This window comes from Bifidobacterium choladohabitans, from assembly GCF_016102005.1.
GTDB classification, from domain to species: Bacteria; Actinomycetota; Actinomycetes; order Actinomycetales; family Bifidobacteriaceae; genus Bombiscardovia; species Bombiscardovia choladohabitans.
In genome coordinates this window covers 34,523-59,152 of sequence record NZ_JACFPL010000002.1, presented here as the reverse complement: position 1 = coordinate 59,152, position 24,630 = coordinate 34,523, and the positions used below count along the sequence as shown (strand labels likewise).

At 63.6% G+C, this 24,630-nt stretch carries 18 protein-coding genes and 1 tRNA gene; 8 read left to right on the top strand and 11 right to left on the bottom strand.

What is annotated here, in order from left to right; translation table 11 throughout:
• Positions 1–66: 66 nt before the first annotated feature.
• Positions 67–140 (bottom strand) — tRNA-Val (locus H3S97_RS03770).
• Positions 141–270: 130 nt separating this feature from the next.
• On the opposite strand from H3S97_RS03770, the gene H3S97_RS03765 reads away from it, so the two are divergent.
• Positions 271–1,815, top strand: a complete 1,545-nt coding sequence (locus tag H3S97_RS03765) for an MDR family MFS transporter (protein WP_198219696.1) — start codon at positions 271–273, stop codon at positions 1,813–1,815.
• Between the two features lie 120 nt (positions 1,816–1,935).
• On the opposite strand, the gene H3S97_RS03760 is transcribed toward H3S97_RS03765, so the two are convergent.
• Positions 1,936–2,352 carry a DUF3052 domain-containing protein gene (locus H3S97_RS03760; protein ID WP_024627263.1) on the bottom strand — a complete coding sequence of 139 codons (417 nt, stop codon included), beginning with the start codon at positions 2,350–2,352 and terminating at the stop codon, positions 1,936–1,938.
• Positions 2,353–2,403: 51 nt separating this feature from the next.
• Complete coding sequence (locus H3S97_RS03755; protein WP_198219695.1) at positions 2,404–3,270, bottom strand: YlbL family protein; 867 nt, start codon at positions 3,268–3,270, stop codon at positions 2,404–2,406.
• A 94-nt stretch (positions 3,271–3,364) separates the two neighbouring features.
• On the opposite strand from H3S97_RS03755, the gene H3S97_RS03750 reads away from it, so the two are divergent.
• The gene (locus tag H3S97_RS03750; protein ID WP_198219694.1) at positions 3,365–4,987 is read left to right on the top strand and encodes a zinc-dependent metalloprotease; all 1,623 of its coding nucleotides are present in this window, start codon (positions 3,365–3,367) and stop codon (positions 4,985–4,987) included.
• A gap of 47 nt (positions 4,988–5,034) precedes the next feature.
• Here the strand turns inward: H3S97_RS03750 and H3S97_RS03745 are convergent, their stop codons facing one another.
• The gene (locus H3S97_RS03745) at positions 5,035–6,525 is read right to left on the bottom strand and encodes an ATP-dependent helicase (RefSeq protein WP_332468263.1); all 1,491 of its coding nucleotides are present in this window, start codon (positions 6,523–6,525) and stop codon (positions 5,035–5,037) included.
• A 103-nt stretch (positions 6,526–6,628) separates the two neighbouring features.
• Between H3S97_RS03745 and H3S97_RS03740 the strand changes: the two genes are divergently transcribed.
• Together H3S97_RS03740 and H3S97_RS03735 are read left to right on the top strand one after the other, a co-directional pair.
• Positions 6,629–8,269, top strand: a complete 1,641-nt coding sequence (locus H3S97_RS03740; RefSeq protein ID WP_198219693.1) for a phosphotransferase family protein — start codon at positions 6,629–6,631, stop codon at positions 8,267–8,269.
• Positions 8,270–8,358: 89 nt separating this feature from the next.
• On the top strand, positions 8,359–8,598 hold the full coding sequence (locus tag H3S97_RS03735) for a DUF3107 domain-containing protein (protein ID WP_198178955.1): 240 nt from the start codon (positions 8,359–8,361) through the stop codon (positions 8,596–8,598).
• Positions 8,599–8,662: 64 nt separating this feature from the next.
• Here H3S97_RS03735 and H3S97_RS03730 read toward each other — a convergent pair whose 3' ends face one another.
• Positions 8,663–9,550 (bottom strand): PHP domain-containing protein, encoded by an 888-nt coding sequence (locus tag H3S97_RS03730; protein WP_198219692.1) that lies wholly within the window; start codon positions 9,548–9,550, stop codon positions 8,663–8,665.
• A 71-nt stretch (positions 9,551–9,621) separates the two neighbouring features.
• Here H3S97_RS03730 and H3S97_RS03725 point away from each other — a divergent pair, with 71 nt between their 5' ends.
• On the top strand, positions 9,622–10,230 hold the full coding sequence (locus H3S97_RS03725; RefSeq protein WP_198178951.1) for a vitamin K epoxide reductase family protein: 609 nt from the start codon (positions 9,622–9,624) through the stop codon (positions 10,228–10,230).
• Here H3S97_RS03725 and dapF read toward each other — a convergent pair whose 3' ends face one another.
• Positions 10,231–11,196, bottom strand: a complete 966-nt coding sequence (gene dapF / locus H3S97_RS03720) for a diaminopimelate epimerase (RefSeq protein ID WP_198219691.1) — start codon at positions 11,194–11,196, stop codon at positions 10,231–10,233.
• Positions 11,197–11,263: 67 nt separating this feature from the next.
• Here dapF and murI point away from each other — a divergent pair, with 67 nt between their 5' ends.
• Together murI and H3S97_RS03710 are read left to right on the top strand one after the other, a co-directional pair.
• Positions 11,264–12,049, top strand: a complete 786-nt coding sequence (murI, locus tag H3S97_RS03715; protein ID WP_198219690.1) for a glutamate racemase — start codon at positions 11,264–11,266, stop codon at positions 12,047–12,049.
• Positions 12,050–12,117: 68 nt separating this feature from the next.
• Positions 12,118–12,969, top strand: coding sequence for a patatin-like phospholipase family protein (locus tag H3S97_RS03710; RefSeq protein ID WP_198219689.1), 852 nt, complete (start codon positions 12,118–12,120; stop codon positions 12,967–12,969).
• Positions 12,970–12,977: 8 nt separating this feature from the next.
• On the opposite strand, the gene H3S97_RS03705 is transcribed toward H3S97_RS03710, so the two are convergent.
• The gene (locus H3S97_RS03705; RefSeq protein ID WP_198176730.1) at positions 12,978–13,946 is read right to left on the bottom strand and encodes an SPFH domain-containing protein; all 969 of its coding nucleotides are present in this window, start codon (positions 13,944–13,946) and stop codon (positions 12,978–12,980) included.
• A gap of 166 nt (positions 13,947–14,112) precedes the next feature.
• On the opposite strand from H3S97_RS03705, the gene H3S97_RS03700 reads away from it, so the two are divergent.
• Positions 14,113–15,060, top strand: coding sequence for an aldo/keto reductase (locus H3S97_RS03700; RefSeq protein ID WP_198186895.1), 948 nt, complete (start codon positions 14,113–14,115; stop codon positions 15,058–15,060).
• A gap of 121 nt (positions 15,061–15,181) precedes the next feature.
• Here H3S97_RS03700 and ileS read toward each other — a convergent pair whose 3' ends face one another.
• The 4 genes from ileS to H3S97_RS03680 all read right to left on the bottom strand — a co-directional run bounded on the left by ileS (position 15,182) and on the right by H3S97_RS03680 (position 24,621).
• On the bottom strand, positions 15,182–18,526 hold the full coding sequence (gene ileS, locus H3S97_RS03695) for a mupirocin-resistant isoleucine--tRNA ligase (protein WP_198219688.1): 3,345 nt from the start codon (positions 18,524–18,526) through the stop codon (positions 15,182–15,184).
• 275 nt (positions 18,527–18,801) lie between these two features.
• A complete protein-coding gene (locus H3S97_RS03690; protein WP_198219687.1) occupies positions 18,802–20,076 on the bottom strand; it encodes a glutamate-cysteine ligase family protein in 1,275 nt (424 codons plus the stop codon).
• Positions 20,077–20,146: 70 nt separating this feature from the next.
• Complete coding sequence (locus H3S97_RS03685) at positions 20,147–22,447, bottom strand: glycoside hydrolase family 3 N-terminal domain-containing protein (RefSeq protein ID WP_198219686.1); 2,301 nt, start codon at positions 22,445–22,447, stop codon at positions 20,147–20,149.
• Between the two features lie 59 nt (positions 22,448–22,506).
• Positions 22,507–24,621, bottom strand: coding sequence for a beta-galactosidase (locus H3S97_RS03680; protein ID WP_269749243.1), 2,115 nt, complete (start codon positions 24,619–24,621; stop codon positions 22,507–22,509).
• Between the last annotated feature and the right edge of the window lie 9 nt (positions 24,622–24,630).

Sequence of the window (24,630 nt, the reverse complement as noted above, 5' to 3'; positions counted from 1 at the left end):
TCGTCGTGCATCGATTCTACGTGAGCGCTAAGACGCGACTTCGGGCACGCCCCCTAAAAACCCCTGTGGTCCCGCCCGGACTCGAACCGGGGACATCCACCGTGTAAAGGTGGCGCTCTAACCAACTGAGCCACGGGACCAGCACACTACCTTAGCAGAATACACGGTGACAAGGCTGCACGGTGCGGCTATAATCCACTAGGAATTCGCGGGCCTTGTCCGCAAAAGAAGAGAAACACACCATATTCACCATATAAGAGGGGGTTCGGATTGTCACAGACAGTCGATACAGGCAGTGGCAGGAAGACCAACCGCACCCTGGTGACGGTGGCGGTCTTCATCGCCACTTTCATGACGGCCATCGAGGGGACCATCGTCTCCACCGCCATGCCCACCATCATCGGGGACCTGCATGGGCTGTCCATCATGAACTGGGTCTACTCCATCTATCTGCTCATGACGGCGGTCACCACGCCCATCTACGGCAAGCTTTCGGACCGCTTCGGCCGCAAGCCCCTGCTGACCATCGGCCTGCTGGTCTTCGCAATAGGGTCCACCCTGTGCGCACTCTCCCAGTCCATGCCCCAGCTGATCGGCGCCCGTTTTCTGCAGGGCCTGGGGGCAGGCGCCATCCAGCCGCTGACCTATACGGTCCTGGCCGACATCTACCCCCTGGACAAGCGGGCGGGCATGATCGGCCTGAACGGATCGGCCTGGGGCATCGCCTCCATCATCGCCCCCCTCTTGGGAGGCTTCATCGTCCAGCAGATAAGCTGGCACTGGGTCTTCGCCATCAACGTGCCCATCGGCCTGCTGGTCATCATCATGATCCAGATCTTCCTCAGCGAGCATATCCAGGCGCGTGAAACCCGCGTCGACTACATCGGCATCGGGCTGCTCAGCGTCTGCCTGATCTGCCTGATGCTCTGCCTGCAGAGCCTGGGATCGGCTGGCGATACGCGGATCACCCTGGTCCTGGCTGCGGCCACCGTGGTCACCTTTGCCCTGCTTCTTCATGTGGAGGGCCGCCAGGAGGATCCCATCCTGCCCCTGCGCCTCTTCCGCATCAGGACTTTCGTCATTCAGAACATCTGCATGCTCCTGGTGGCCGGATTCCTCATGGGCTTCGACACCTACATGCCCATCTGGATGCAGTCTGTTCTGGGGATGAACCCCTCCCTGGGCGGCTTTGTGGTCACCCCCTCCTCGATTCTTTGGCTCCTGGGCGCCTACCTGGCCGGACCGCTGACCATGCACCACCCGCCGCACCGGGCCACCAACATCGGTCTGGCCTTCATCCTGACGGCCTGCATCTGCTACATAGCCGTCCCCCAGGCCACCGCCTACTGGGTCTTCCTGGTCATCTCCGCCGTGGTGGGCTTCGGCTTCGGCCTGACCATCACCACCTCGACCATCACCGCCCAGAGCGTGGTGCCAGCCGGCGATGTAGGCGCCTCGACCAGCTTCAACACTCTGGCCCGTTCCCTGGGGCAGACCCTGATGGTCTCCATCTTCGGCATCGTCATGAACACGGTCATCGCCCGCGAGGTGCCCCAGCATAAGGGACTGACCGAGGACATGATGAACAGCATGATCAACCCGGCTACGGCAGGGAGCATCCCCTCACGCCTGTTGGGCCCGGCCCGCACCATCGTCTTCGACGGCCTGCATTGGATCTTCCTGGTGGGCCTGGTCATCCTGATCGTGGCCTTGGTGGCCAACCTCTGCGACATCCGCTCGCGCACCCTGCTGGCCGAATACCAGAACAAGGCCACTACGGTGGCTCCTGCCATTGCTGAGAAGGGCGAGCAGTAAAGGCCTCTGACCAGACGGATTCCTTCGGGAATTCCCCTTGAATGACAATGAGGTGGTGGGGCATCGGTTGACCCTGATCCCCCACCACCTCGTTGAGTGGCGCTTATGCAACCAGAAGTCTCACTTGCCCTTGCCGAAAGCCCGCAGCTGGGTGGCGTTCCAATCCTTGCTGACGGTGGTGGGCATCAGGGCGTTCATGCCCGCGGTCTTGGCCGCGTTGGAGACGACCCCCGGCGCCGAAGCTCCGGGCCTGCCGGGTTTGGGGGTCAGCACCCAGAAAGGCGCGCCCTTGTTGACCATGGCCGAGGCATCCATGATGGTATCCGCCAGATCGTCCTCGGCATCGCCGTCCCGCCACCAGATGATGACCCCATCCACGGCTGCGTCATAGTCCTCGTCCACCAGCTCTTCGCCGGTCAGATCCTCGATCCTGGTCCGGATCCCGTCGTCGACATCATCGTCCCACATCCATTCCTGAACGATATCTCCGGGATGAAAACCGAACTCTTCCGCTGTATAGGTTGTAGTCTCAGCCACGGCTTCAGCATAACAAGACTGCCGGAATTCACCAATTGCACCGGCCTTGTCTTACCTGCCTTTGGTGGCCGTGCAGCGTGGCAGCCCATCCCCCTGGCCATGGCCGATGGCCACCAGGGCCTTGTAGGCCTCATCCAAGGTGGATACCCGCACATCGCGCAGCCCCTGTGGCACATGGCCTGCAACCTGGGGGCAGTTGGCCTCCGGGGCCAGGAACCAGGTGGCGCCGTCCCGCCTGGCACCCAGCATCTTCAGCTGGATACCGCCGATGGCCCCGACCCGTCCCTTCTGGTCCATGGTGCCGGTGCCGGCGATGGTCAGACCGCCGGTCTCCTGCTCCGGGGTGATCTTGTCGATGGCCCCCAGGGTGTACATGAGTCCGGCCGAAGGACCGCCTATGTCGGCCACCCTCATGCTGAACTGCAGGCCTGATACGTCATATCCCCGAGCCTTGAGGAAGGCCAGGGCCTGGGCCGATGCGGCCTTCTGGGAGCCGTGCATATCTCCCTGCTCCTGGCGCTTGTATTCCTCGACGCTCTGTCCGGGAGGGACCACGGCCTCCTGGGGAAGCACCGTGGCGTGGGGGTCGGCCCAGCCCACCAGCGCATCCAGGTTGGATGCCGGGTAGCCGGGGATTCCACGGGCGTTGACCGTGGTCATCAGCAGGCGGCCCTTGTCATGGTGGACCTGACCGCCCCTGACCCTGATGACCGGTGAGCCTTTTGAACTTCCCAGCACGTCCTGGGTGGGTCCGGGCGTCTCGATGGTATAAGGCGAAGGGAGGAAAAGAAACAAGATGGCCAGAATGACCAGAAGACCGCCGACCAGCATTTTGCGGGTGGGTCCGCCAAGCTTCCCGATTTGCCTTTCGGGTGCGCCTGTGGCGCAGTGATCCGATTTCCCGTGCGGAAGTGTCATAGCTCCAATATTATGGTTGATGAAGACGATAATCCCGGCAGACGTCAACCTTGATGGCGGACGACCTGCCTTGGCGAGGACTGGAATCAAAGCAATGGACGAGAATGCAATCCACCAATGGCTCATCGAGTGCTTCGGCCCGGTGCAGGGCGAGCTGGCCTGGAGTCAGTTCTCACAGCTGCCTGAGTCCATCCGCTCCCAGATGGCGGCCCAGGGAGCCGATCAGCTGCCCAAACCCGCCGAGGTCCAGGCCCTGATCCAGGCCTTCACGGCCGGGGGGCTGAACACCCCTGCCGACATGCAAGCCCAGGCCGACCAGGGGCCCATCAACCTTGCACTGGCCAAGAACATCGCTCTGGGGCGCACCAGGGTCGACCAGTCCGATACCACGGTCACAGCCGAGGACAGCGACCGGGTGGCCCGGGTCATGAGCGAGGCCAACCTCTGGCTGGACACCGTCTGCGCCTTCGACCCCGCCCCGGGCCAAACCGAAGCCCTGACCCGTGCCGGATGGATCGAGGGCAGCATAGACGCCTGGGTCCAGTTCGCCTCGCCGGTGGCCCAGGCGGTCAGCGAGGCCCTGACCTCCGTCATAAGCCAGCGCTTCCAAGGCTTCGATCAGGGCGAGATTTCGGGAATGTTCGCCGGACCTGTGCCCATCCCCCTGCCCGACAACCTCAAGGATCCGACCACCCTGATGAGGCTGCTGGGGAACACCTCATTCGCCATGCAGCTTGGACAAGCCGCCGGGGAACTGGCCAAGGAGGTCCGCGGAGGATTCGACCAGGGCATACCACTGCTGAAGAACCCGGCCGGAGCCCTCATACCGCAGAACATCAAGGCCTACGCCAAATCCCTCGAGCTGGATCTGGACGAGGTCACCAGCTACATGGCCCTCAAGGAGGCCGCCCACGCCCGGCTCTACGCCGCCGTCCCCTGGCTGATGCCGCGCTTCGAGGCCCTGATCGGCAAGTACGCCCGGGGAGTCTCCATCGACCTGGACGCCGTAGAGGACCAGCTGCGCGACGCTGAGCAAATCAATCCTGAATCCATCGCCGGCGCCATCAACCTCAGCAACGTCGGCATCGAGGACACCCCTGAGCAGAAGGAGGCCCTGCGCAGCCTGGGCGACCTGCTGGCCCTGGTGGATGGCTGGGTGGATTGTGTGGTCTGGAACGCCGGAATGGCCCACCTACCCCACCTTGAGCAGCTGCGGGAGATGACCCGACGCGAGCGTGCCGTGGGAGGGCCGGCCGAGCAGACCTTCGAGTCCCTGCTGGGCCTGCATCTCCATCCCAAGCGGTTGCGCGAGGCCGCCGACCTTTGGGGGCGCATCACCGCTGAAGAGGGCGTCCAAGGCCGTGACGACCACTGGTCCCATCCGGATCTGCTGCCCTCCCTGCCCGTCAAAGAGGAAGCCGACGAAGGTGGAACATCGACCTCTGCAGAGGGGCAATCCGAGCAGGAGGCCGACACTCCCGCCACCTCAGTGGACTGGGATGCCGAGCTGGACAAACTACTGAACGCCGAGGAGAAGCAGCCACCCGCCGAAACGACCACCCCTGCAGACTCCGACGCTTCAAATGAGCAGGAGCATCCAGACCAAGAACCTTCCGACAGCCAGAAGAGCGCCAACAAGGATTCCAAAGACCCCAATGACGGTCACCCGAATCAGAACGACTCGGACAAGGGTGATTCGGACAGCCACCAAGCCTGAATCGCATCCACCCCCCCCCCGTGTTCCAAGGGCACAGACGTTAGCGCTCAGTGGTGAATGAACCGGCTGGGGGTGCGTCGGACGAAGGCGCTGCCATCCTTGTGCTCCGCATAGGAAAGGTGGAGAGTGTCCTCGGCACGGGTCACCCCTACGTACATGAGGCGGCGCTCCTCCTCCAGGGCATCCCCTTCCGGCGGTGAGCCAAAGGGAATCAGCCCCTCGGCACAGCCCACGATGAAGACATGGGCGAACTCCAACCCCTTGGCGGCGTGAATGGTAGAGACCGTGACCCTCCCCAGGCCCGTGCCGCCCTCCAGCTGCTCCAGCACTTCCTGCTTGCTCAGATCGACCGACTGGTTCTGCCAGCCCGACTCGGTGCGGACCCGGTAGCCGATTCCGCGCTCGTGTAGGGCTCGGCAGATCAGGGTCTGCTGGGCGTTGATCCGCGTCAGGATTGCAAATTGACCGGGTCGTGCACCCTTCCGGATCATGGAGGATATACGGGAGGCCACGGCCCCAGCCTCATCAGCATCGTCCTCGTAACGTGTCATCGCGACCCTGCTGCCCTCCTGGCGGGCCGAGGTCAGCTTCAGATAGTCATCCCGCACCGGCGAGCGCGCCAAAATGCCGTTGGCGTAGTGGACCACCCTTCCCGTGGACCGGTAATCCGTGGACAAATCCAGGTCGGCCTTGATGCCCGGGAATTCCTGGGGGAAATTCAGCAGGTAGTAGGAGGTGGCCCCGGCAAAGGAATAGATGGTCTGGGCCGGGTCCCCCACCACGCACAGGTTCTGCCTGCCGTTGAGCCAGAGCTTGAGCAACCGGTGCTGCAGGGGCGAGACATCCTGGTACTCGTCCACGGTCAGCCAACCGATTCGGCCCCTGATGTCAGCAGCAGCCTGGCCGCCTTCTTCCAATATGTGACAGACCAGCAGAAGAATGTCGTTGAAGTCCATCTGATTATGGGCGGCCTTGGAGCTCTCGAAGACCGTGTACAGGTCGGCCATCCGATCAGCCTCCAGACCGGCCGGCGGCAGACGGTGGCTGGCCGCGCAGACCCGAACGTAGTCCTGGGGGGCAATCAGCCCCACCTTGGCCCAGTTGATCTCCGCAGTCAGGTCCCTGACCTGGCCCGGGTCGGCCTCCTGCCCGCAGACCCGCTGGTAGGCGGAGGACACCAGGGGACCCACATCCTCGATCAGATCGGGAGGGTAGGTCTCGCTGACCTGGGGCCAGACCCGCCTGAGCTGGTGCAGGGCCGCCGAGTGAAAGGTCGCCGCCTGCAGGGAGGCCGACACGCCAAGCTTGGTCAGTCGATCGCGCATCTCAGCCGCGGCACGGACCGAAAAGGTCACTGCCAAGGTTCTGGAGGGTTCCCAGCTGCCACTTGCGCAGGCATAGGCCATCCGCCTGGTGATGGTCCTGGTCTTTCCAGCCCCGGCCCCTGCGACGATTCGCACAGGCCCCTCAAGCACGGTAGCCGCCTGCCGCTGGGCAGGATCCAGTCCCTCCAGCAATCGTTCCTCATCCTCATGCACACCCCCATTGTGTCAAAGGCCGGTACCTGAACCAGCGGCGGCGTGCCCATGTGGTCAAGTGGACAACCGTATTCACAACGGTCCTTGTATTATCCTTGAGAATGTGACTGAACGAACGAAGCTGACCCTGGCCGCCCTGGCGTCGGCCGCCATGCCCGAGGTGCCCATGACCGGCGCGCGGGACTGCGACCAGCTCAGCAGCCTGGACCGCGCACAGGGCGTGGACTGCGCCGTGGTCCAGGACGCGACCGGCAACGTCTACGACGTCTGGGCCACCAGCTCGGAGGCCGGCAAACGTCGGCTGGGCGCTCGGGTCAAGGCGGCTCAGGCCCTGACCGATGCCAAGGAGATGGCGGCCATGGGCTTCCGGGTCGAGCGCATCCTGGCCTACCAGCCCGGCGAGAGGGCGGACAGCCCGACCGGCACCACCGCTGTTGCCGTCATGACCCACTGCCCAGGCCGAATCCGTCCCCTCCATCTGCTGACCCTGAACGAATGCACCGCCGCGGGCACCGCCATCGGCGCCATCCACCGGGTGCGCCCCGATTTTCTGAAAACCCACGGTTATCCGGCCTTCTCAACCGCCCAAATTGCGGCCCAACTGCGGGGATGGATCAAGCGATTGCGCATGGACGGCCACGTGCCCAAGGAAATCACCGATTCCTGGGCCTCCATCGTGGCGACCGACGGGCTCTGGTCCTTTGAAACATGCACCGTGCACGGGGGCTTCTCCGACGGTGATCTGCTCTATACAGGCTCCGGGCTCAGCGGGGTCTACGGCTGGCAGGACATGCAGATCAACGATCCTGCCCGCGACCTGGCCTGGATCTTCGCCAAACTGGACGGGTCCCGCCGCAACGCAGTCATTGCAGCCTACGGCAGGATGATGGGGGCCCGGCTGGACGACCTAATCATGCTCCGGGCCAATCTCTGGCTGCAGATGGAGCAGGTGGGCGACTTCATCACCGCCCTGGATCATGCGGACAACGAGCGGATCATCCAATTCAAGGCACAAGTGGAGCGTCTGGCCCAGCAGCTGGGCGACCACGAGCAGGGCCAGCGCGCCCGTCGGCAGCAGAAGACGCCCGGTTCTTCAACCGCCGGCGCGCCCTCCACTATCACTGTCGGCACCCTGCTGGGCGACGACAAGGCTGAAGCCCCCTCTGCAGCCAAAGTACAGGAGAAACCGGCTCCAGAGCCGGACCCCGCCTCGACGAATGCCTCGGATGAGAACTCGGCCACCATCGCCATCAGCAGGGTGGAAATGGCTGACCTGGCTCTGGCCCAGACCGCCATGGACCACTCCGATGCCAGGAATAAGCCCATCAGGCAGTCCCGGAGCACAGACACTGGCACCGACGATCAATCCAAGCCACCGACTGTTCCTCACCTTGCCCAGGAGGAGGCATCAGGCCTGAGCGATCACTTCCGCGGCATCGGCAACCCAGCCACCAGTGACGAGGATGCGGATGGCGAAACAAAGCCAAAGGCTGCGGTAAGCGGCTCGTCCGCAGACCCGTCCGGAGACGACCAGCCCTCGAACACCCCTGTGCCGGGAGAAGCCGCTCCCCAGCCGCATGATGCCCCACCAGCTCAAGCCCTGGCAAGCGATCAGGCAGAGACCATCATCCTTCCCAGAAAACCCCAGCCCGAGCAGACCCCCACGCTCACAGCAGACGGGCAGGCATCGGCATCCCCGTCGGAAACCGGCTCTGCCCTAGAGGAACATCAGGGAGACGCTTAGAGCGTAATCACCTGGGTCAGCGAATAATGAGACCGGAAGATCCGCGGACCGGCAGGTCTGGGCGACGGAGAACAACCTTGGAGGTAGCAATGGATATCGAATTCGGCATCAAGAACGTGGCCCGCACGGTCAACTTCAGCACCAATGCCAAGGCGGACGAGGTGGCTGCCCACATCACCCAGGCCCTGAACGAGGGCGGACCCATCGACCTGGTGGACGACAAGGGTCGGCACATCATTGTCCCCAAGGAGTCCCTGGGCTACGCAGTGGTCGGTTCCGACACCACCCATCCGGTGGGCTTCGGCGTTCTGGGAGGCTCCGCCGACTGAGGCTGTGATCGCCTGACGGGGGCGGCCGGATCCTTGTGGTCCGACCGCCCCCCATCCATATCGGTTAACCCTTCCAGGCCACAGGACGGCTCCCCCGGGCCCTGGCCACGATTCGGGCCACCACGTCGCCACTGGTGCTGTTCTCCCCCATGCGATTGGGCTTGCCTTGGCCGTGCCAATCCGATCCTCCGGTGACCAGCAGCCCCCAGCGTTGGGCCAGGGCCAGCAGCCGTCGACGTTGCTCAGGAGGATTGTCCCGGTGCCAGACCTCCAGGCCGCCCAGCCCCTCCCTAGCCAGTGCGGCAATCTGCCGGTCGGAGAGCAGAACAGGATTGCGGCTGACGGCACCGGGGTGGGCGATGACCAGAACACCACCCGCATGGTTGACCGCTTCCAGCACCTGATGGGTGGTCGGCGAGGGCGTAGGCAGGTAGTAAGTGCTTCCGGAGGAGCAGACCCCGGCGAAGGCCTGACTCCGGTCGGCATAGACACCGGCCTTGACCAGGGCATCGGCGATATGCGGACGCCCCACCGTGGTCTTCGACCCCTCCTTGACCTGGTCCAGCACATCCTGCCAGGTGATCGGATAGTCCCGGGAGATCCGCTCCACCATGATCCTGGTCCTGGTCAGCCTGGCCTCCCTGGTCTTGGCGAAGAGACCGGCGATTACCGGATCCTCCGGATTATAGAGGTAGGCCAGCATGTGGACCGAGACACGGCCATCCTGCGCGGTGATTTCGGTGCCTGGCAGCAGGGGCATTCGCAGGGCCTTGGCCGCCTGACGGGCCTCATCCCACCCGGCATTGGTGTCATGGTCGGTGATGGCCAGACCTTCCAGTCCCAGCTGCTGCGCCTGCTCGACCATCCCCCGGGGCGTCACAGTGCCGTCGGAGAAGACGGTGTGGCAGTGCAGGTCCCAGCCGGAGACCGTGGCAGTATCCTCATGCGTCATGCCTCCATCCTAAACTCGAGAACGCGTTCCCGTCTCAGAGAACCTTCCCGACCATTGAGGTGATGGACCCCATGAGCGAACCGACCTCGTCAACCCCTTCCAGCTATCTGATTGCCGCCTTGGCCTCGCTCGCAGCGCTCTACGCCAGCCTGGTCCTGTCAGCGGAAACCCTTCAGCTGGCACGTCACCCCCAGGGCCAGCTCAGCTGTGACATCAACTCGGTGGTCTCCTGCTCTGCCGTGGCCCAGTCCCCCCAGGCCGAGCTGATTCGCCTGGGCACGCTGCCGGTCCCCAATGCCTTCCTGGGACTGATTGCCGAGTCCGTCTTCCTGACGCTGGCCGTGGTGGGCCTGTGCCGGATCAGGATGCCCGCGCTGTTGGCGGCTGGGACCTGGCTGGCCTCGGTCGCCGCCCTGGCCTATGCGCTCTGGCTGTTCACCCAGTCGCTCTTCGTCATCCACGCCCTCTGCCCTTGGTGCCTGGTCATGACCTTCGCCACCAGCCTGCAATTCATGGCCTTCAGCCACGCCACGGTGACCCAGCAGGGTCTTCCGCGCAAGAGGTCGGGATGGCTGCAGATCTACTACCAGCGGCACTTCGATCTGATGGTCGACCTAATCTGGCTGGTCGCATTGGCAACCATCGTCCTGGCTGTGGAGGGATCCGCCCTCTTCGGCTGATCAGCAGCCGGGAACATGCTCCAGGGTCAGACGGGCGACCATTCTGGCCGGTCCTGTCAGCCAGACATCCTGCGAATCCACGTCCACTCTCAGACGGCCCCCACCCACCTGGATGGTCCAGTGATCGACCCCGGTCAGGGCACGTAGCAGCACGCCGCTGGCGCACAGACCGGTCCCGCAGGACAGGGTCTCCCCGACGCCACGCTCATAGACCCTCATCGTGGCCCGCCCGCCGCCATGCTCATCATCCAGGGCATCCAGACGCAGAAACTCCACATTCTGCCCTTCATCCAACCCAGGCCTGACCCGCGGCGGGATCGACAGGTCCAGATCACCCAGGGCAGGCAGATCAGCCCTGGCCAGCAGGTCGGTCACCGTCCCGGGCAGCCCACCGGCCTCCGATTCAGCAGCGACCGAGTTCAGAACGACTGCGTGAGGATTGCCCATATCCACCATGGTGCCTGGAGCAGAGCCACCCAGTGCCCCGCCGTCGACCAGCTGGTCCCCTACCGGTCCCATCCGCCAGGCCCCGACCTTGACCTTGAACACATGCTCGCCATCGTTCTTCATCGGACTGCGCGACACGATTCGCTTGACCCCGGCCCGGGTCCCCAGCAGGAAGGAGGAGCCCTCCATGGTCGGGGTCAGCCCCTGCTTCTGGGCGAAGAGCGTGACGGCCCGCGTCCCGTTGCCACACATCTGGGCCAAGGAACCGTCCGCGTTACGGTAGTCCATGAACCACTGGCAGCCGAAACGGTCGCAGGTATCCACCTGCTCCTGGCTCAGGTCGCTGACATCGGCCGGATGGGTCAGCCGGATGACCCCGTCAGCTCCGACCCCGAAATGCCGGTCACACAGCCATCGCACCTGGTCGGCCGTGGGCTCCAGATCCCCCCGGGGATCGGCGTAGACCACGAAATCGTTGCCGGTGGCTTGCATTTTGTATACAGTCCGGGGAATACTCATGCTTGTAGCGTACGGCCCTTCGGCGACAGGCTAGGCTGGTTTTTCGGCTGCGAAAGGAGCGGATCACATGGCATCAGATGCACCAATCGGGATCTTCGACTCCGGGCTCGGCGGTCTGAGCGTCACCGCAGCCATCCGTAACCTCCTTCCTCAGGAAAATCTGCTCTATTTCGGCGATTCCGCATACGCCCCCTACGGCACCAAGGAACCGGCCCAGATCGCCCAGCGCTGCCAGATCATCGGCGACCGGTTCATGGACCAGGGTGTCAAGGCCTTGGTCATCGCCTGCAACACCGCCACCAGCGTCTGCGTGGATCAGATGCGCCAACGCTACCCGATCCCGGTCATCGGCATGGAGCCGGCCCTGAAACTGGCCTGCACGCGTGGCGGAGGCCGACCCCAGCGGGTTCTGGTCACGGCCACCCCGCTGACCTTGAAGGAGGCCAAGTTCTCGCGCCTGATGGCACGGTTCTCCGGCAGGCACACCATTCTGACCCAGCCCTGCCCAGACCTGGTGACCATTGTGGAGTCTGACAAGCTAAAGGATCAAACTCTGGTCGATGCCACCCTGCATCGTTACTTGGACCCCTATGATCTGCAGAATTTGGATGCTTTGGTTCTGGGCTGCACCCACTTCGTCTTCTTCCGCCAGTCCATCGCCCGCATCTGCCCGCCGGACCTGGCGCTGATCGACGGCAACCCTGGGACGGCCCGCCACCTGAAGGATCTGCTGTCCCAAGCCGATGCCCTCAACCCGGGCCCCGGCCCCGGAAGAGTGCAAATCGCCAACTCTGACACCTCACCAGCCATGCTGGATCTGTCCAAGCGGCTGCTGACCTCCTGCCGCCCCTGAACGGCTTGTCCAATGTTCACGCATAAGCTGTCATCAAGCGCGAATATCTGTCAGGAATCGAGGTGCCCATGGCACGCAAAAGAACAGCCGTCATCGACGTAGGCGGCGGCTACAGGTCCATCTTCGGCGCCGGCGTCTTCGACCGCTGCATGGAGCAGGGCATCACCTTCGATCACTGCTACGGGGTCTCGGCCGGCAGTGCCAATCTGGCTTCATTCCTGTCGGGCCAGCTCAGACGCTGCTACCGCTTCTACACTGTGTATTCCTCCCGCAAGGAGTACGCGAGTGTAAGCAACTTCCTGACCAAGCACACCTTCGTCGACCTGGACTATGTCTATGGCAAACTGTCGGCCCACGATGGGGAATGCCCGCTGGATTACCAGGCTCTGAAGGCCAACCCGGCCCTGTTCACCGTAGTGGCCTGCAAAGCCACCGACGGATCCACCGTCTACTTCGACAAGTCGGACCTGGCCCAGGACAACTATGACGTCCTCAAGGCCTCTTCCACTGTGCCGGTGGCCAATAAGCCCTATATGATCGATGGCGTGCCCTATCTGGACGGCGGCATCGCGGACCCGGTCCCGGTCCGCAAGGCCATGGACGAGGGCTATGAACGCATCGTCCTGGTCCTGACACGGCAGAGGGATATTCTGCGCGAGCAGAAGAAGGATGTCCTGCCGGCCCGAATCCTGGCCAGGACCTATCCGGCGGCTGGCGAGCGGCTGATGAAGCGCTATCGCACCTACAACGACGAGGTGGCCCTGGCCAAACAAGCCGAGAAGGAGGGCCAGGTACTCATCCTGGCCCCGGACAGTCTGTGCGGGCTGACCACGCTGAGCAAGTCTCTCAAGGGACTCAACGCCATGTACGACAAGGGCTATCGGGCTGCCGAGGCTATAGCCGACTTCCTGGAAAGCTGAACAAGACCTTACAGAACCGGTGTCCCGGTCCCGCCCTCTGTACCCGCATTCCTGCGGCCGTGCCGGGGATCCGCACTGCCCTGGGTGCTCTGGGCGGTCATCAGCGCTGCGGTCATCTGGTTGAAGAGCTCGTTATACCCGCCGGGGGTTGACGCAGGCAGGACCAGGGTCTTGGCATTGCCGGACTCCGCCAGCGAGCGCATCACATCCAGATACTGATTGAAGAGCACCACATTGTTGACGGCATCGATATCCATGCCCACGGCCCGCAGGCTGTTGATCTGGTCCACAATGCCGTTGGCGATCTCCCGCCGGTAGTTGGCCTGGCCCTCGCCCTGCATCCTGGTCTTCTCCGCATCGGCCCTGGCCTGGGTCTCGATTTCGATCCGACGGGCCTCGGCACGCTCCTTGGTGGCCTCCTTCTCGCGCTGGGCAGCGTTGATGGAGTCCATGGCCTGCTTGACCTGGGTGGAGGGGTCGATGGCGGTGACCAGGGTCTTGATGACCGAGAAACCAAAGCGCTGCATCTCCTGGCCCACGGTCTTCTGCACGTCGGAGGCGATGTCGTCCTTGCGGGCGAAGGCATCGTCCAGGCTCAGGGCGGGAATGGCCGACCTGAGGGCGTCCTCCATGTAGGAGCGCAGCTGGCCCGCCGGGTCGACCAGCTCGTAGTAGGCCGTGGACACGTTGGCCGCCTCCACCCGGAACTGTGCGGAGACCTCCACGGTGACGAAGACGTTGTCCTTGGTCTTGGTCTCCAGCTTGACGTTCAACTGGTTGACCCTCAGGTTGGTCTTGGCGGCTATACGGTCAACCAGGGGGATCTTGGCGTGGATGCCCGCCAGCGCCACCCGGTGGTACTTGCCGAAGCGCTCGATGACGTCCGCCTGCTGCTGGGGCACTACGAAAATCCCCAGGAGGAAGATGATCAGCGCCAGAACCAGCACGGCGATCACGATGGCGATGCCTAGATGCATGAGTGTTCTCCTTCGAGCTTAAACCCTTGGATGCCGGACCTGGAAACCGCACCATTCCGGCTTTTCCTCTCATCACCATACATGAAGGACCCGTCTGAATAATCGGTCGGGGCGCACAAGCCGTAATAGACTCGGCTTAACAAGCCTTCAACCCGAAAGGATGAACATGGCAAAACTACGCGGCATCGACGCCGAAATCTTCCCCCTGGTCCTGGGTGGCAACACCTTCGGATGGACCAGCGATGAATCCACGTCTGACCAGGTCCTGGACGCCTACACGGCAGCCGGAGGCAACCTGATCGACACAGCTGACGTCTATTCGGCCTGGGCCCCCGGCCACTCCGGCGGCGAGTCCGAGATCGTCCTGGGCCGCTGGCTGGCCAAGAACGGCAACCGCAACAAGGTCCTGGTGGCTACCAAAGTCAGCCAGCACCCCCAGTACTCAGGTCTTTCGGCCAAGAACATCGAAGCCGCCGCCGATGCCTCCCTGCTCAGGCTGGGCCTGGATGTGATCGACCTCTACTATGCCCACTTCGACGACAGCTCCACCCCCCTGGAGGAAACTGCGGCAGCCTTCGACAAGCTGGTCAAGGAGGGCAAGGTCCGGGCCATCGGTCTGTCCAACTACACCCCGGACCGGATCCGCGAGTGGTTCAGCATCGCACGCAAGGAGGGCCTGACCCTGCCGGTGGCCCTGGAGCCCCAGTACAACCTGGTCTACCGCAAGGACTATGAGGGTGGCCTCATGCAGGTCGCCAAGGACGAGGATCTGGCGGTCTTCCCCTACTTCTCGCTGGCTTCGGGCTTCCTGACAGGCAAGTACCGGACCATGGACGACCTCAAGGGGAAGAAGCGCGAGGGCATGGTCAAGGACTTCTTTACACAGGAGGGACTGGACGTGGTCGCCGCCATGGACGGCATCGCCAAGGCCCACGGGGTCGAACTGGCCACCGTCGCCCTGGCCTGGCTCAACCACAGGCCTGGGATTGCAGCCCCGATCGCCTCTGCACGCACCCCCGAGCAGCTGCCTGCCCTCCTGGATGCTGCCCATCTGGAACTGAGCGACCAGGATATGCAGACCCTGGATCAGGTCAGCGACAAGGTCAAGGGCTGATCTGCAAGCTTCGTTGCCAGCAGCAGGGCCGATTTTGACGCAATCGGCCTTCCCAGCAGACAAATCGAATGAAAAGGGCTCCCGCCCAATACAGGATGGGAGCCCTTTTATGCGACTATGGTCAGGCCTTGACCAGGTCGACCCGGGGTTGGTCCAGATCGCCGGCGTTGACGGTCAGGCTGGTGGCCAATGTCTCGTGGGCGATCAGGTCGTTGAACTGCTGGGCCTTGGGGGCATCCTCGGCAGGCAGGGTCAGGGTCAGCCGAATCCGGTCGGCAATGTCCAGCCCGGCGGTCTTCCGGGCATCCTGAACCTGGCGGATCAGATCCCTGGCGTAGCCCTCGGCCAGGAGGTCGTCGTCCAGCTGGGTGTCGAGGATGACGAAGCCGCCGGTGGGCAGGGCTGCGGAGGCCGAGCGGTCGGCCTGGGAGCCGTCCTCCTGCTCGATCCGGTTGTCCAGCTCGTATTCGCCCGGCTCCAGGGCCACCGGTCCGTCGGGTGTAGTGACGACCACATGGCCATCCTGCTCTGACCAGTCGCCCTGCTTGGAGGCCCGGATGACGAACTGGACCTGCTTGCCCAGTCGGGGTCCGGCAGCCCGGGCATTGACCTTGAGATCGTGGATGATCCGCAGACCGTGCTGACCGGCCTGGTCCAGGGTGCAGAACTCCACATCCTTGATGTTGAGCTCGGACTTGAGCACGTCCACATAGGGACGGGCCGCGTCGGGGTCACGGACCACCACGGTCAGCCGGGACAAGGGCTGGCGGACACGAATCTGCTCGGCCTTGCGCAGGGCCAGGGTGGCCGAAACCACCTCGCGGACCTTCTCCATGGCGGCTACCAGGGCAGGATCGTCGCGCAGGACCTGTCCCAGTTCAGTCTCCCGCCCGGTGGTCTCATCGGCCAGGAAGGGCCAATCGGTCAGATGGACCGATTCGCCGCCCGTCAGACCACGCCAGATCTGCTCGGCCTCCATGGGCGCCAAGGGGGCCAGAACACGGGCGAAGGCCTCCAGGACCGTGTAGAGGGTGTCGAAGGCCTGGTGATCCTCACTCCAGAAACGGTCTCGGTTGTTGCGGATGTACCAGTTGGTCAGCACATCGATGAAGTCGGTCACCGCATCGCAGGCCTCCGAGATGGCGAAGTCGTCCAGGGCCTTCTGCACCGACTGGATCAGCCGCCGGGTCCGTGCCAGCAGGAAGCGGTCCATCTCCGGCAGGTCGGCCACACGCTCCGGTGCCAGCGCCTGGGCCTGGTAGCCGGCGCCCTTGTTGGCCGCGTTGGCGTAGAGCGTGTAGAAGTAGTAGGAGCTCCAGACCGGCAGCATGACCTGACGGACCGTGTCGCGGATGCCATCGGCGGTGACGACCAGGTTGCCGCCGCGCAGGATGGAAGAGCTCATCAGGAACCAGCGCATGGCATCGGATCCGTACTTGTCGAAGACCTCGTTCACATCCGGGTAGTTGCGCAGGTGCTTGCTCATCTTCTGGCCGTCGGAACCCAGGACGATGCCATGGCAGATCACGTTCTTGAAGGCCGGCCGGTCGAAGAGGGCCGTGGACATGATGTGCATGGTGTAGAACCAGCCGCGGGTCTGACCGATGTACTCCACCACAAAATCACAGGGATCCCTGTCCTCGAAGTACTGCTTGTTCTCGAAGGGATAGTGGAACTGGGCGAAGGGCATGGATCCCGACTCGAACCAGCAGTCCAGCACATCGGTGATCCTGTGCATGGTGGACTTGCCGGTCGGGTCGTCCGGGTTGGGCCTGGTCAGTTGGTCGATCCAGGGCCGATGCATGTTGATCTGCCCCTTGTCATCGGTCGGGTAGCGGCCGAAGTCCTTCTTGAGCTCATCCAGGGACCCGTAGACATCCACCCGGGGGTACTTGGGATCGTCCGAGACCCAGACCGGGATAGGCGAGCCCCAGAACCTGTTGCGGGAGATGGACCAGTCACGGGCGTTGGCCAGCCACTTGCCGAACTGGCCGTCCTTGACGTTTCCGGGGATCCAGTTGATCTGCTGGTTGAGTTCCATCAGACGGTCCTTGATCTTCGTCACGGAGACGAACCAGCTGGAGACCGGCTTGTAGATCAGCGGTGTGCCGCAACGCCAGCAGTGGGGGTAGGAGTGGACGTAGCTCTTCTCCTGGAAAAGGAGAGCCCGGTGCTCGGCTGGGATCTGTGCCAGGGGGCCATCGCCTGCGCGCAGATTGCGCACGATGGGCATGTTGGCCTCGAAGGCCTGCAGGCCCTGGTAGTCGGGGCACTGCTCGGTGAAGACGGCGCCGGCATCGAGGACGTCCACGCTGCGGATGCCCTTGGCGTTCAGGGTGTTCATATCGTCCTCGCCATAGGGAGCCTGGTGGACCAGGCCGGTGCCTTCCACGGTGTCCACGTAGTCGGCCGTATAGATGGTATAGGCGTTGGGACCGGGGGTGCCGCCCTCGGATTCGGCCTGCTCCCCGGCGAAGTAGGGGAAGACCGGCCAGTACCGCCAGCCCTCCATCTGGGAGCCCTTGAGGGTGCGGACCACCTGGTAGCCCTCCCCCAGCTGCTTGGCGTAGTCGCCCAGACGGGCCGTGGCGATGTAGAAGCGCTTGCCGGCGAAGGGCCCGGACACCGGGCTGACCTCCGAGTACTCGATGTCGGCGCCGACCACGATGGCCAGGTTGGTGGGGACGGTCCAGGGGGTGGTGGTCCAGAAGACCGCATAGGCGTCCTCGTCCCTGAGCTTGACGGCCACGGAGACGGTGGTGTCCTGCCGGTCCTGATAGACATCGGCATCCATGCGCAGCTCATGGTTGGACAGCGGGGTCTGGTCCTTCCAGCAGTAGGGCAGCACCCGGTAGCCCTCGTAGGCCAGACCCTTCTCGTAGAGGGTCTTGAAGGCCCACATGACCGACTCCATGTAGGAGACGTCCAGGGTCTTGTATCCGTGGTCGAAGTCCACCCAGCGGGCCTGACGGTGGACGTAGTCCTTCCACTCACTGGTGTACTTGAGCACCGAGGCGCGGCAGGCGTCATTGAACTTCTCGATGCCCATCTGCTCGATCTGATCCACGCTGTCGATGCCCAGCTCGCGCTGGGCCTCCAGTTCGGCGGGCAGACCGTGGGTGTCCCAGCCGAAGACCCTCTTGACCTTGTGGCCCTTCATGGTCTGGTAGCGGGGAATGACATCCTTGACATAGCCGGTCAGCAGGTGCCCATAGTGGGGCAGGCCGTTGGCGAAGGGCGGGCCGTCGAAGAAGACGAACTCATTGTCGGCATGGTCGCCGGACGGTCGGCGGTCCACCGATTTGTTGAAGGTGTCGTCGTGATCCCAGTAGTCCAGGACGGACTCCTCCATATGGGGGAAGGAGGGATTGGGCCTCACCTTGGCCAGAGCCGGGTCCACCACCGCCTTGGGATAGACTTCGCCGTCCCGATTTGTCGCATCTGAGGTATCAGTGGTCTGATTCACCGTTCACGCTCCTCGCTGGTCGTTCATGTCGCCATGTCGAGGACGAGGGACCCATGGGGCCCACCGCGGTACCACCTCGCTTGCCCGGCCAATGACCCGCGCCGGACCGCTTGAACTGGGCTGTGCGGGCCCACCCGTCGGTTCTACTGAGGACCGCCGCAGGCGATCCCGTTCTTCCGAGGGCTCCCCGCTGATGACGGATCAAGGCCCATTGGTGACCAGATTATACCATCCTCAGGAAACCGGACCCGCCCGTTCGCATAACGAAACAGTCGTCAGGACTGGAAGAGATCGGGATGACGTGGATCGCCCGGAAGATCATCCAGAGTGTCCTCGGCACCTAGCGCCTGCCGCCAGAAGTCCAGGGAACGGCCATAGGGGCTGGCCTGGCCCCCGCGAACCTGCAGGTCGGCCTTGGCCTGGAGCACATCCTCCTCGCTCACCCCGTCCAAAAGACCGACAAGTCCGGCGAATTGATCCGGGTCGTAGAAGATGCCACCGATAACGTCCATAAGTCGGCTGGCACGTTCCATGGGCAGGGAGTCCCAGTGCCTGAGCTCGATGTAGTTCTTCAGACGGACATCATTGAAGTGGGTGGTCAGGATGTGCGCTATCTCGGCATCGTTGAGCCGACGGTCAGGATAGATCTCCCCGGCGTTTTCGTGCCAGGCGATGAAGACCTGCTGCCCATGCGGCCCCTCCACCTCCGGTGTGTGGGAGACATCGGCCACCATGAGCGGGGTGGAGAGCATGTCCACGGCATAGTCCTCCCAGCAGAAGCCGTCCTCGAACAGCCCCGGAATCAGGCCCGTGCGCTGGGTGTCGAGCCAGTCCCAGATCCGCTGGCGCCGCAGGGGCATGCGATTGGGCTTGCCCTCAAAGATTGGGGTGTTGCGGAAAAAGTAGGCCAAAACGGGGCCGACAGCCGTGCCCAGACGGATCTTGGCGATGGCATCGTCCTCATCCTGGTAGTCGATGCTGATCTGGGTGGACGCCGTGCTGCGCATCATCATGGGACCGCACTGTCCGATGCGACCCAGGTAGGTGTTCATGACCGCATAACGTTCCTTGGGATTGACCCCTACATCCGCGTAGGACCCAGCCGGACGGTACCCGTACTCGACCAGCCGGAAGCCCAGCCGCTCGGCAATGGGGTCGACCTCGGCACGGAAGAGACGGTAGAGATCCTCGAATTCTCGGCTGTCACGTACCACACCCAGGGAGCACTCCACCTGGCTCCCGGGCTCCAGGGAAACCACGCAGCCCGGCCTGCTCAGCCCGACCAGGTGGCCATCCTCCCGGTATTCCTTATCGCCGTCGTAGCAGGGCTCCAAGGCCGACAGCAGGGCTTCGATGCCCCGCTCCCCCTCATAGGGAACCGGGGCATCGGACCCATCGTTGCGCACCGGCAGATGCTCGATCTCGATGCCGAACCGCCACTGGGACCGCGGCTTTGACCCCCGCGAAAAGTAGTCGACCAGGCTGGCCACATGCCGCGGATTGGGAACCGTCAACAGGTGCGCATACCCAGCGCCTACGCTTTTCCTCATGCTGTCATGGTAAGAGCGGGCGAGGGCTCTGGGCAACCAACACGCGAGGAGTTCCGCTGTCGGATGGTGGTCAGCATACGGTCACCGTCACGGCCTGCAGGTCAGCCCTGCGTGAGGAGGACCCCACCAGCACCTGGAACCGACCGGGCTCGACCCTGCGTTCGCAGTCGGCATCGACCAGGGCCCACTCGGACACCGGTAGATCGAAGACCACCTTCCGGGTCTGCCCTGGATCCAGCTGAACCCTTTGGAAGGCCTTGAGCTCCCGATCAGCCCAGCTGACTGAGGTCACCAGGTCGCTGATATAGGCCTGGACGACCTCGGTGCCTGAGCGCCGGCCGGTGTTGGTCAGATCCACGGTCACCCTGACCGTATCCTCGGGTCCGACGGTATCCGGCCTATCGACCCCAGGCTTTCCGTAGGCAAAGGTGGTGTAGCCCATACCCTGGCCGAAGGCGAAGGCCGGATCCTGGGTCAGATCGGCATAGCGGTCACCATGCTGGCCCCGGATCTGGTTGTAGTAGACCGGCAGCTGCCCGGCATGCCTGGGGAAGGTGATGGGCAGCCTGCCTGTGGGCTCAACCTTGCCGGTGAGAATCCTGGCCAGGGCACGACCGCCCTGCATACCAGGATCGGGCTGCCAGATCAGGGCCCTGGCAGCCCGTGCGGACGGAGGCAGGATCAGCGGCTTGGAGGACATAAGCACGATGACCATGGGCTTGCCCGTCTGCGCCAGGGCATCCAGCAGATCGCGCTGAGGACCGTAGAGTTCCAGGGTGGCAGTCGAACGGCCCTCGCCCACCAGCTGGACCACGTCGCCGACCACGGCCACCACCAGGTCGCTTTGCCTGGCCAGGTCTAGGGCCCTGTCGAAGCGGCCCTGATCGATCCTGGCCGGGGCCGCCACCTTGGGCCTGGGCTGGCCATCGGGGAAGAGCGGACCCGCAGGGTCGTCGACCAGACGGAGCACATCGACGCCCTGCTCGCAGTCGAGCCGCCAGTTTGCAGGCAACTCCTGGCGCAGACCGTCGGCCACTGTCGAGATCATCTCCCGAGGCTGGTCCTTGATCCAGTCGCACTGACCCGAACCGCCAGCCCAGTCCCCCAGCTGGTTCTGGGCATCGTCAATCAGCGGCCCCACCAGGGCGATGCTATGCGCTGAATCATCGCCAGGGCGGCCATCGGCATCAACCCCGCCGAACAGGGGCAGGATGCCGTCGTTCTTCAAAAGGACTGCCGACTCCTGGGCCACCTGGAGGTTGAGCTCCTGGTGCTCCTTAGAGTTGATGATCGTCTTCTGGGCTTGGGGGTCGGGCAGACGCGGATCCTCGAAGAGCCCCATGCGGAATTTCAGGGCCAGGATGTGCTTGACCGCCCGGTCAAGGTCCTCCTCGTGCAGAAGCCCGGCATCCAGTGCATCCAAGGCCCCCTGGTAGAAGCCGGGCGTGGTCATGATCAGGTCATTGCCGGCCTTGACGGCGGCTGCAGCGGCCCTGGTGTAGTCGGGCTGCACCTTCTGCTCCCAGACCATCCGGCCCACATTGTCCCAGTCGGTGATCAGGGTGCCCTGGTAGCCCCACTCCCCACGAAGCACGTCGTTGAGCAGCCAGTTGTTGATGGTGACCGGTACCCCGTCGATGGACTCGTAGCCCAACATGAAGGTGGCCACGCCCTCCTTGGCCAGGCGCTCGAAAGGCGGCAGGAACCAGGAGAGCAGCTTGCGGTGCGAGAGGTCGGCCTCGGAGGCATCGCGCCCGCCCTGGGTCTCGGAGTAGCCGGCGAAGTGCTTGGCCGTGGCCAGCACGGCATCCTTGGGCAGGGTCCCGGTCATGGCTGATCCTCCCTGGTAGCCGCGCACCATGGCCGAGGCCATCTCGCCGATCAGGAAGGGGTCCTCGCCGAAGGTCTCATCCACCCGGCCCCAGCGGGTGTCCCTGGCGATGCAGAGCACCGGCGAAAAGGTCCAGTGGACGCCTGTTGTGGCGACCTCCTGGGCTGTGGCCCGCCCCATCCGCTGAACCAGTTCAGGGTCGAAGGAGGCTGCCATGCCCAGCTGCTCGGGAAAGATGGTGGCCCCGCGGAAGAAGGAATGGCCATGGATGCAGTCGTCGCCAATCAGCAGGGGAATGCCCAGACGGGTGCGATGAACGGCCTTGTCAGCCTTGATCATGCTCTGCGGAGAGACATGCAGCAGGGATCCGGCGTGCTGGTCCACCACCTCCTTGTCCACTCCCGAGCGGGCATCAAGCTGCATCATCTGGCCCACCTTCTCCTCACGGGTCATCCGGCCCAGCAGGTCGGCCACTCGCTCATCCACGCTCAGGTCGGGATTGCGGTAGGGTAGGTCCCCTGTCAATTTTCTTGATGCCATCTGGGCACCTTCCTTTCTTCATATCCGGTCAGTCCGAAGCCAATCAGACCGGGACCGGTCTATCGAACGATGATCGCCAGATCCCAGGGTCCGATTGTCATGGGCTGGCCCTGGTCGACATGAGCCTGAGGATCAGCCTGCCCGTCGGCCACCAGCAGATGCCCCCCATAGGGCGCGGCCAGCCTGACCTCCTTGGATGAATAATTGAGCAGGTAGGCAACCTGCTCCCCCAGGGAATTGATGCCCTCCCGCACGGTGACCAGGCCAGCCAGGTCCCGGGCGGGGCCGCCCAGGCCAGCCGCATCCGCCGCATCCGAAAGCAGCATCCGCATGCCCTGGGCCGAGGGCAGGGTGCCGATCCACTCCGCACTTCCGTGGCCGTAATCATGACGGGTCACAGCTGCATACCGCCCCCAGACCGGATGGTCATAGGAGGCTAGGACCTGGGTTCCGGTTCGCGGATTCAGCAACTCAATCAGCCCCTGGCAGGTCGGTCCGGCCTGGTCGGACCCATGTAGATCCAGGGTGAGCCCCTTGCCGGGACGGGTGAACTGGTTGTAGTCGATGCCGAACACGTCGGTCAACAGGTGCGGAGCCTTGTCATGCCAGACCTTGAGGTTCTCGTCCGCCACAAAGGAGCGCAGCGTGGCCACCAGGTGACCTCCCTGATGGACGTAGTCGGCCAGGGCCGTCAACGTATCCTCATCGGTGCTGTAGAGGGCAGGGACCACGACCATGGCATATCGGCCCAGATGGGACCGGTCAGCCTTGTCGCTGAGGAAATCGCACTCGATGTTGAGCTCGAAGAGGGCATCGTAGACCCGTCTGACCACATCGTTGTAGGAGATCTGCCCCTGCTCACGGGGGAAGCCGGTCTCCAGGGAGAACCAGTCCAGGGCGGTCAGGGAGTCGTTGCCCACCATGATGGCGACCCTGTTGCACTTTCGGAGGTTGATCAGGCGCTCCCCCATACCCTTCTGCGCTACCTGCCTGCCGAACTGGCCGGCCTCCTCATAGGTAGGGTTGGGCTCCATGTCCTGCGAAAGCAGACCCTTCCAGTAGGTCTCGAAGGAGTTATGGATGGAATGCCAATGCCAGTACATGACCCCGTCAGCCCCCGAGGCCAGATGGCTGTATGCCTGCAGCCGCAGCTGGCCCGGGTAGGGCAGCCATCCGTTCTGCCCCTGGGCCTCGGTTTCCAGGACCAGGTAGTTGGCCCCACCCTTCAGGCTGCGGGTCATGTCCCCGCCGAAGGCGATCTCCTTGCCGGTCAGGTCATCCTCGGTGGGATGGTAGATGTCCACACCGGCCACATCCAGGCACTCGGCCGCCTCGAAGTGATCGACAGCCGGCTGGACGCCGTATGACCAGCCCGGGCCCCAGTCAAAATCGAAGTTGTGGGTGACGAACTGGTCCTCGCGGGCATATTCGCGCACGATGCCAGCCTGCCAGGCCAGGTAGCGGCTGACCTGGCTTCGGCGGAAGCGGTCGAAGGCCGACCCCAGGGATGCATTGATGGTCCCGGTCAGATCGGGAAAGTCCTCCCAGGAGTCGATCCTGTTGGACCAGTAGTCCAGGCCGAAGGCCGCATTGAGACGGTCCAGATCATCGTCGAAACGCCGTCGGAGATCCTTGACGAAGAGCCGCTGCATGTCGGGCGACACACAGTCGTAGTACTTGGTCTCGTTGTCGACCTGGTAGCCGATCACCTGGGGGTTGTCGGCGACATGGCTTATCAGCCTGCGGATGACGCGCTCGCCATAGTACCGGTAGGAGGGGTTGACAATGTCCATGATCTGGCGGGCGCCATACCGGTTGTGGCCCTTGGGGGTGTCCGCCAGAACATCCGGATGCATGGCGACCAGCCAGGAGGGGACCGCATAGGTGGGCGTGCCCACGATGACCTGGATGTCGAAGCGTCCAGCCGCTTCCAGCACCCGATCCACATGGCTGAAGTCGAATACGCCAGGCTGGGGCTCCAGGGTGCTCCAGGTGGATTCGGCGATACGAATGGTGGTGATGCCGGCGGACTTCATCATGGACATGTCCTTGTCCACCCGCTCATAGGGCATATATTCGTCGTAGTAGGCGCATCCGAAGATGAGCCTGTCCGGCAGACGCGTGCTGCCTGACGAAGCTGAGTGGTCCTTGGTTCGGACTGCCTTGTCTGACATGATGAACTC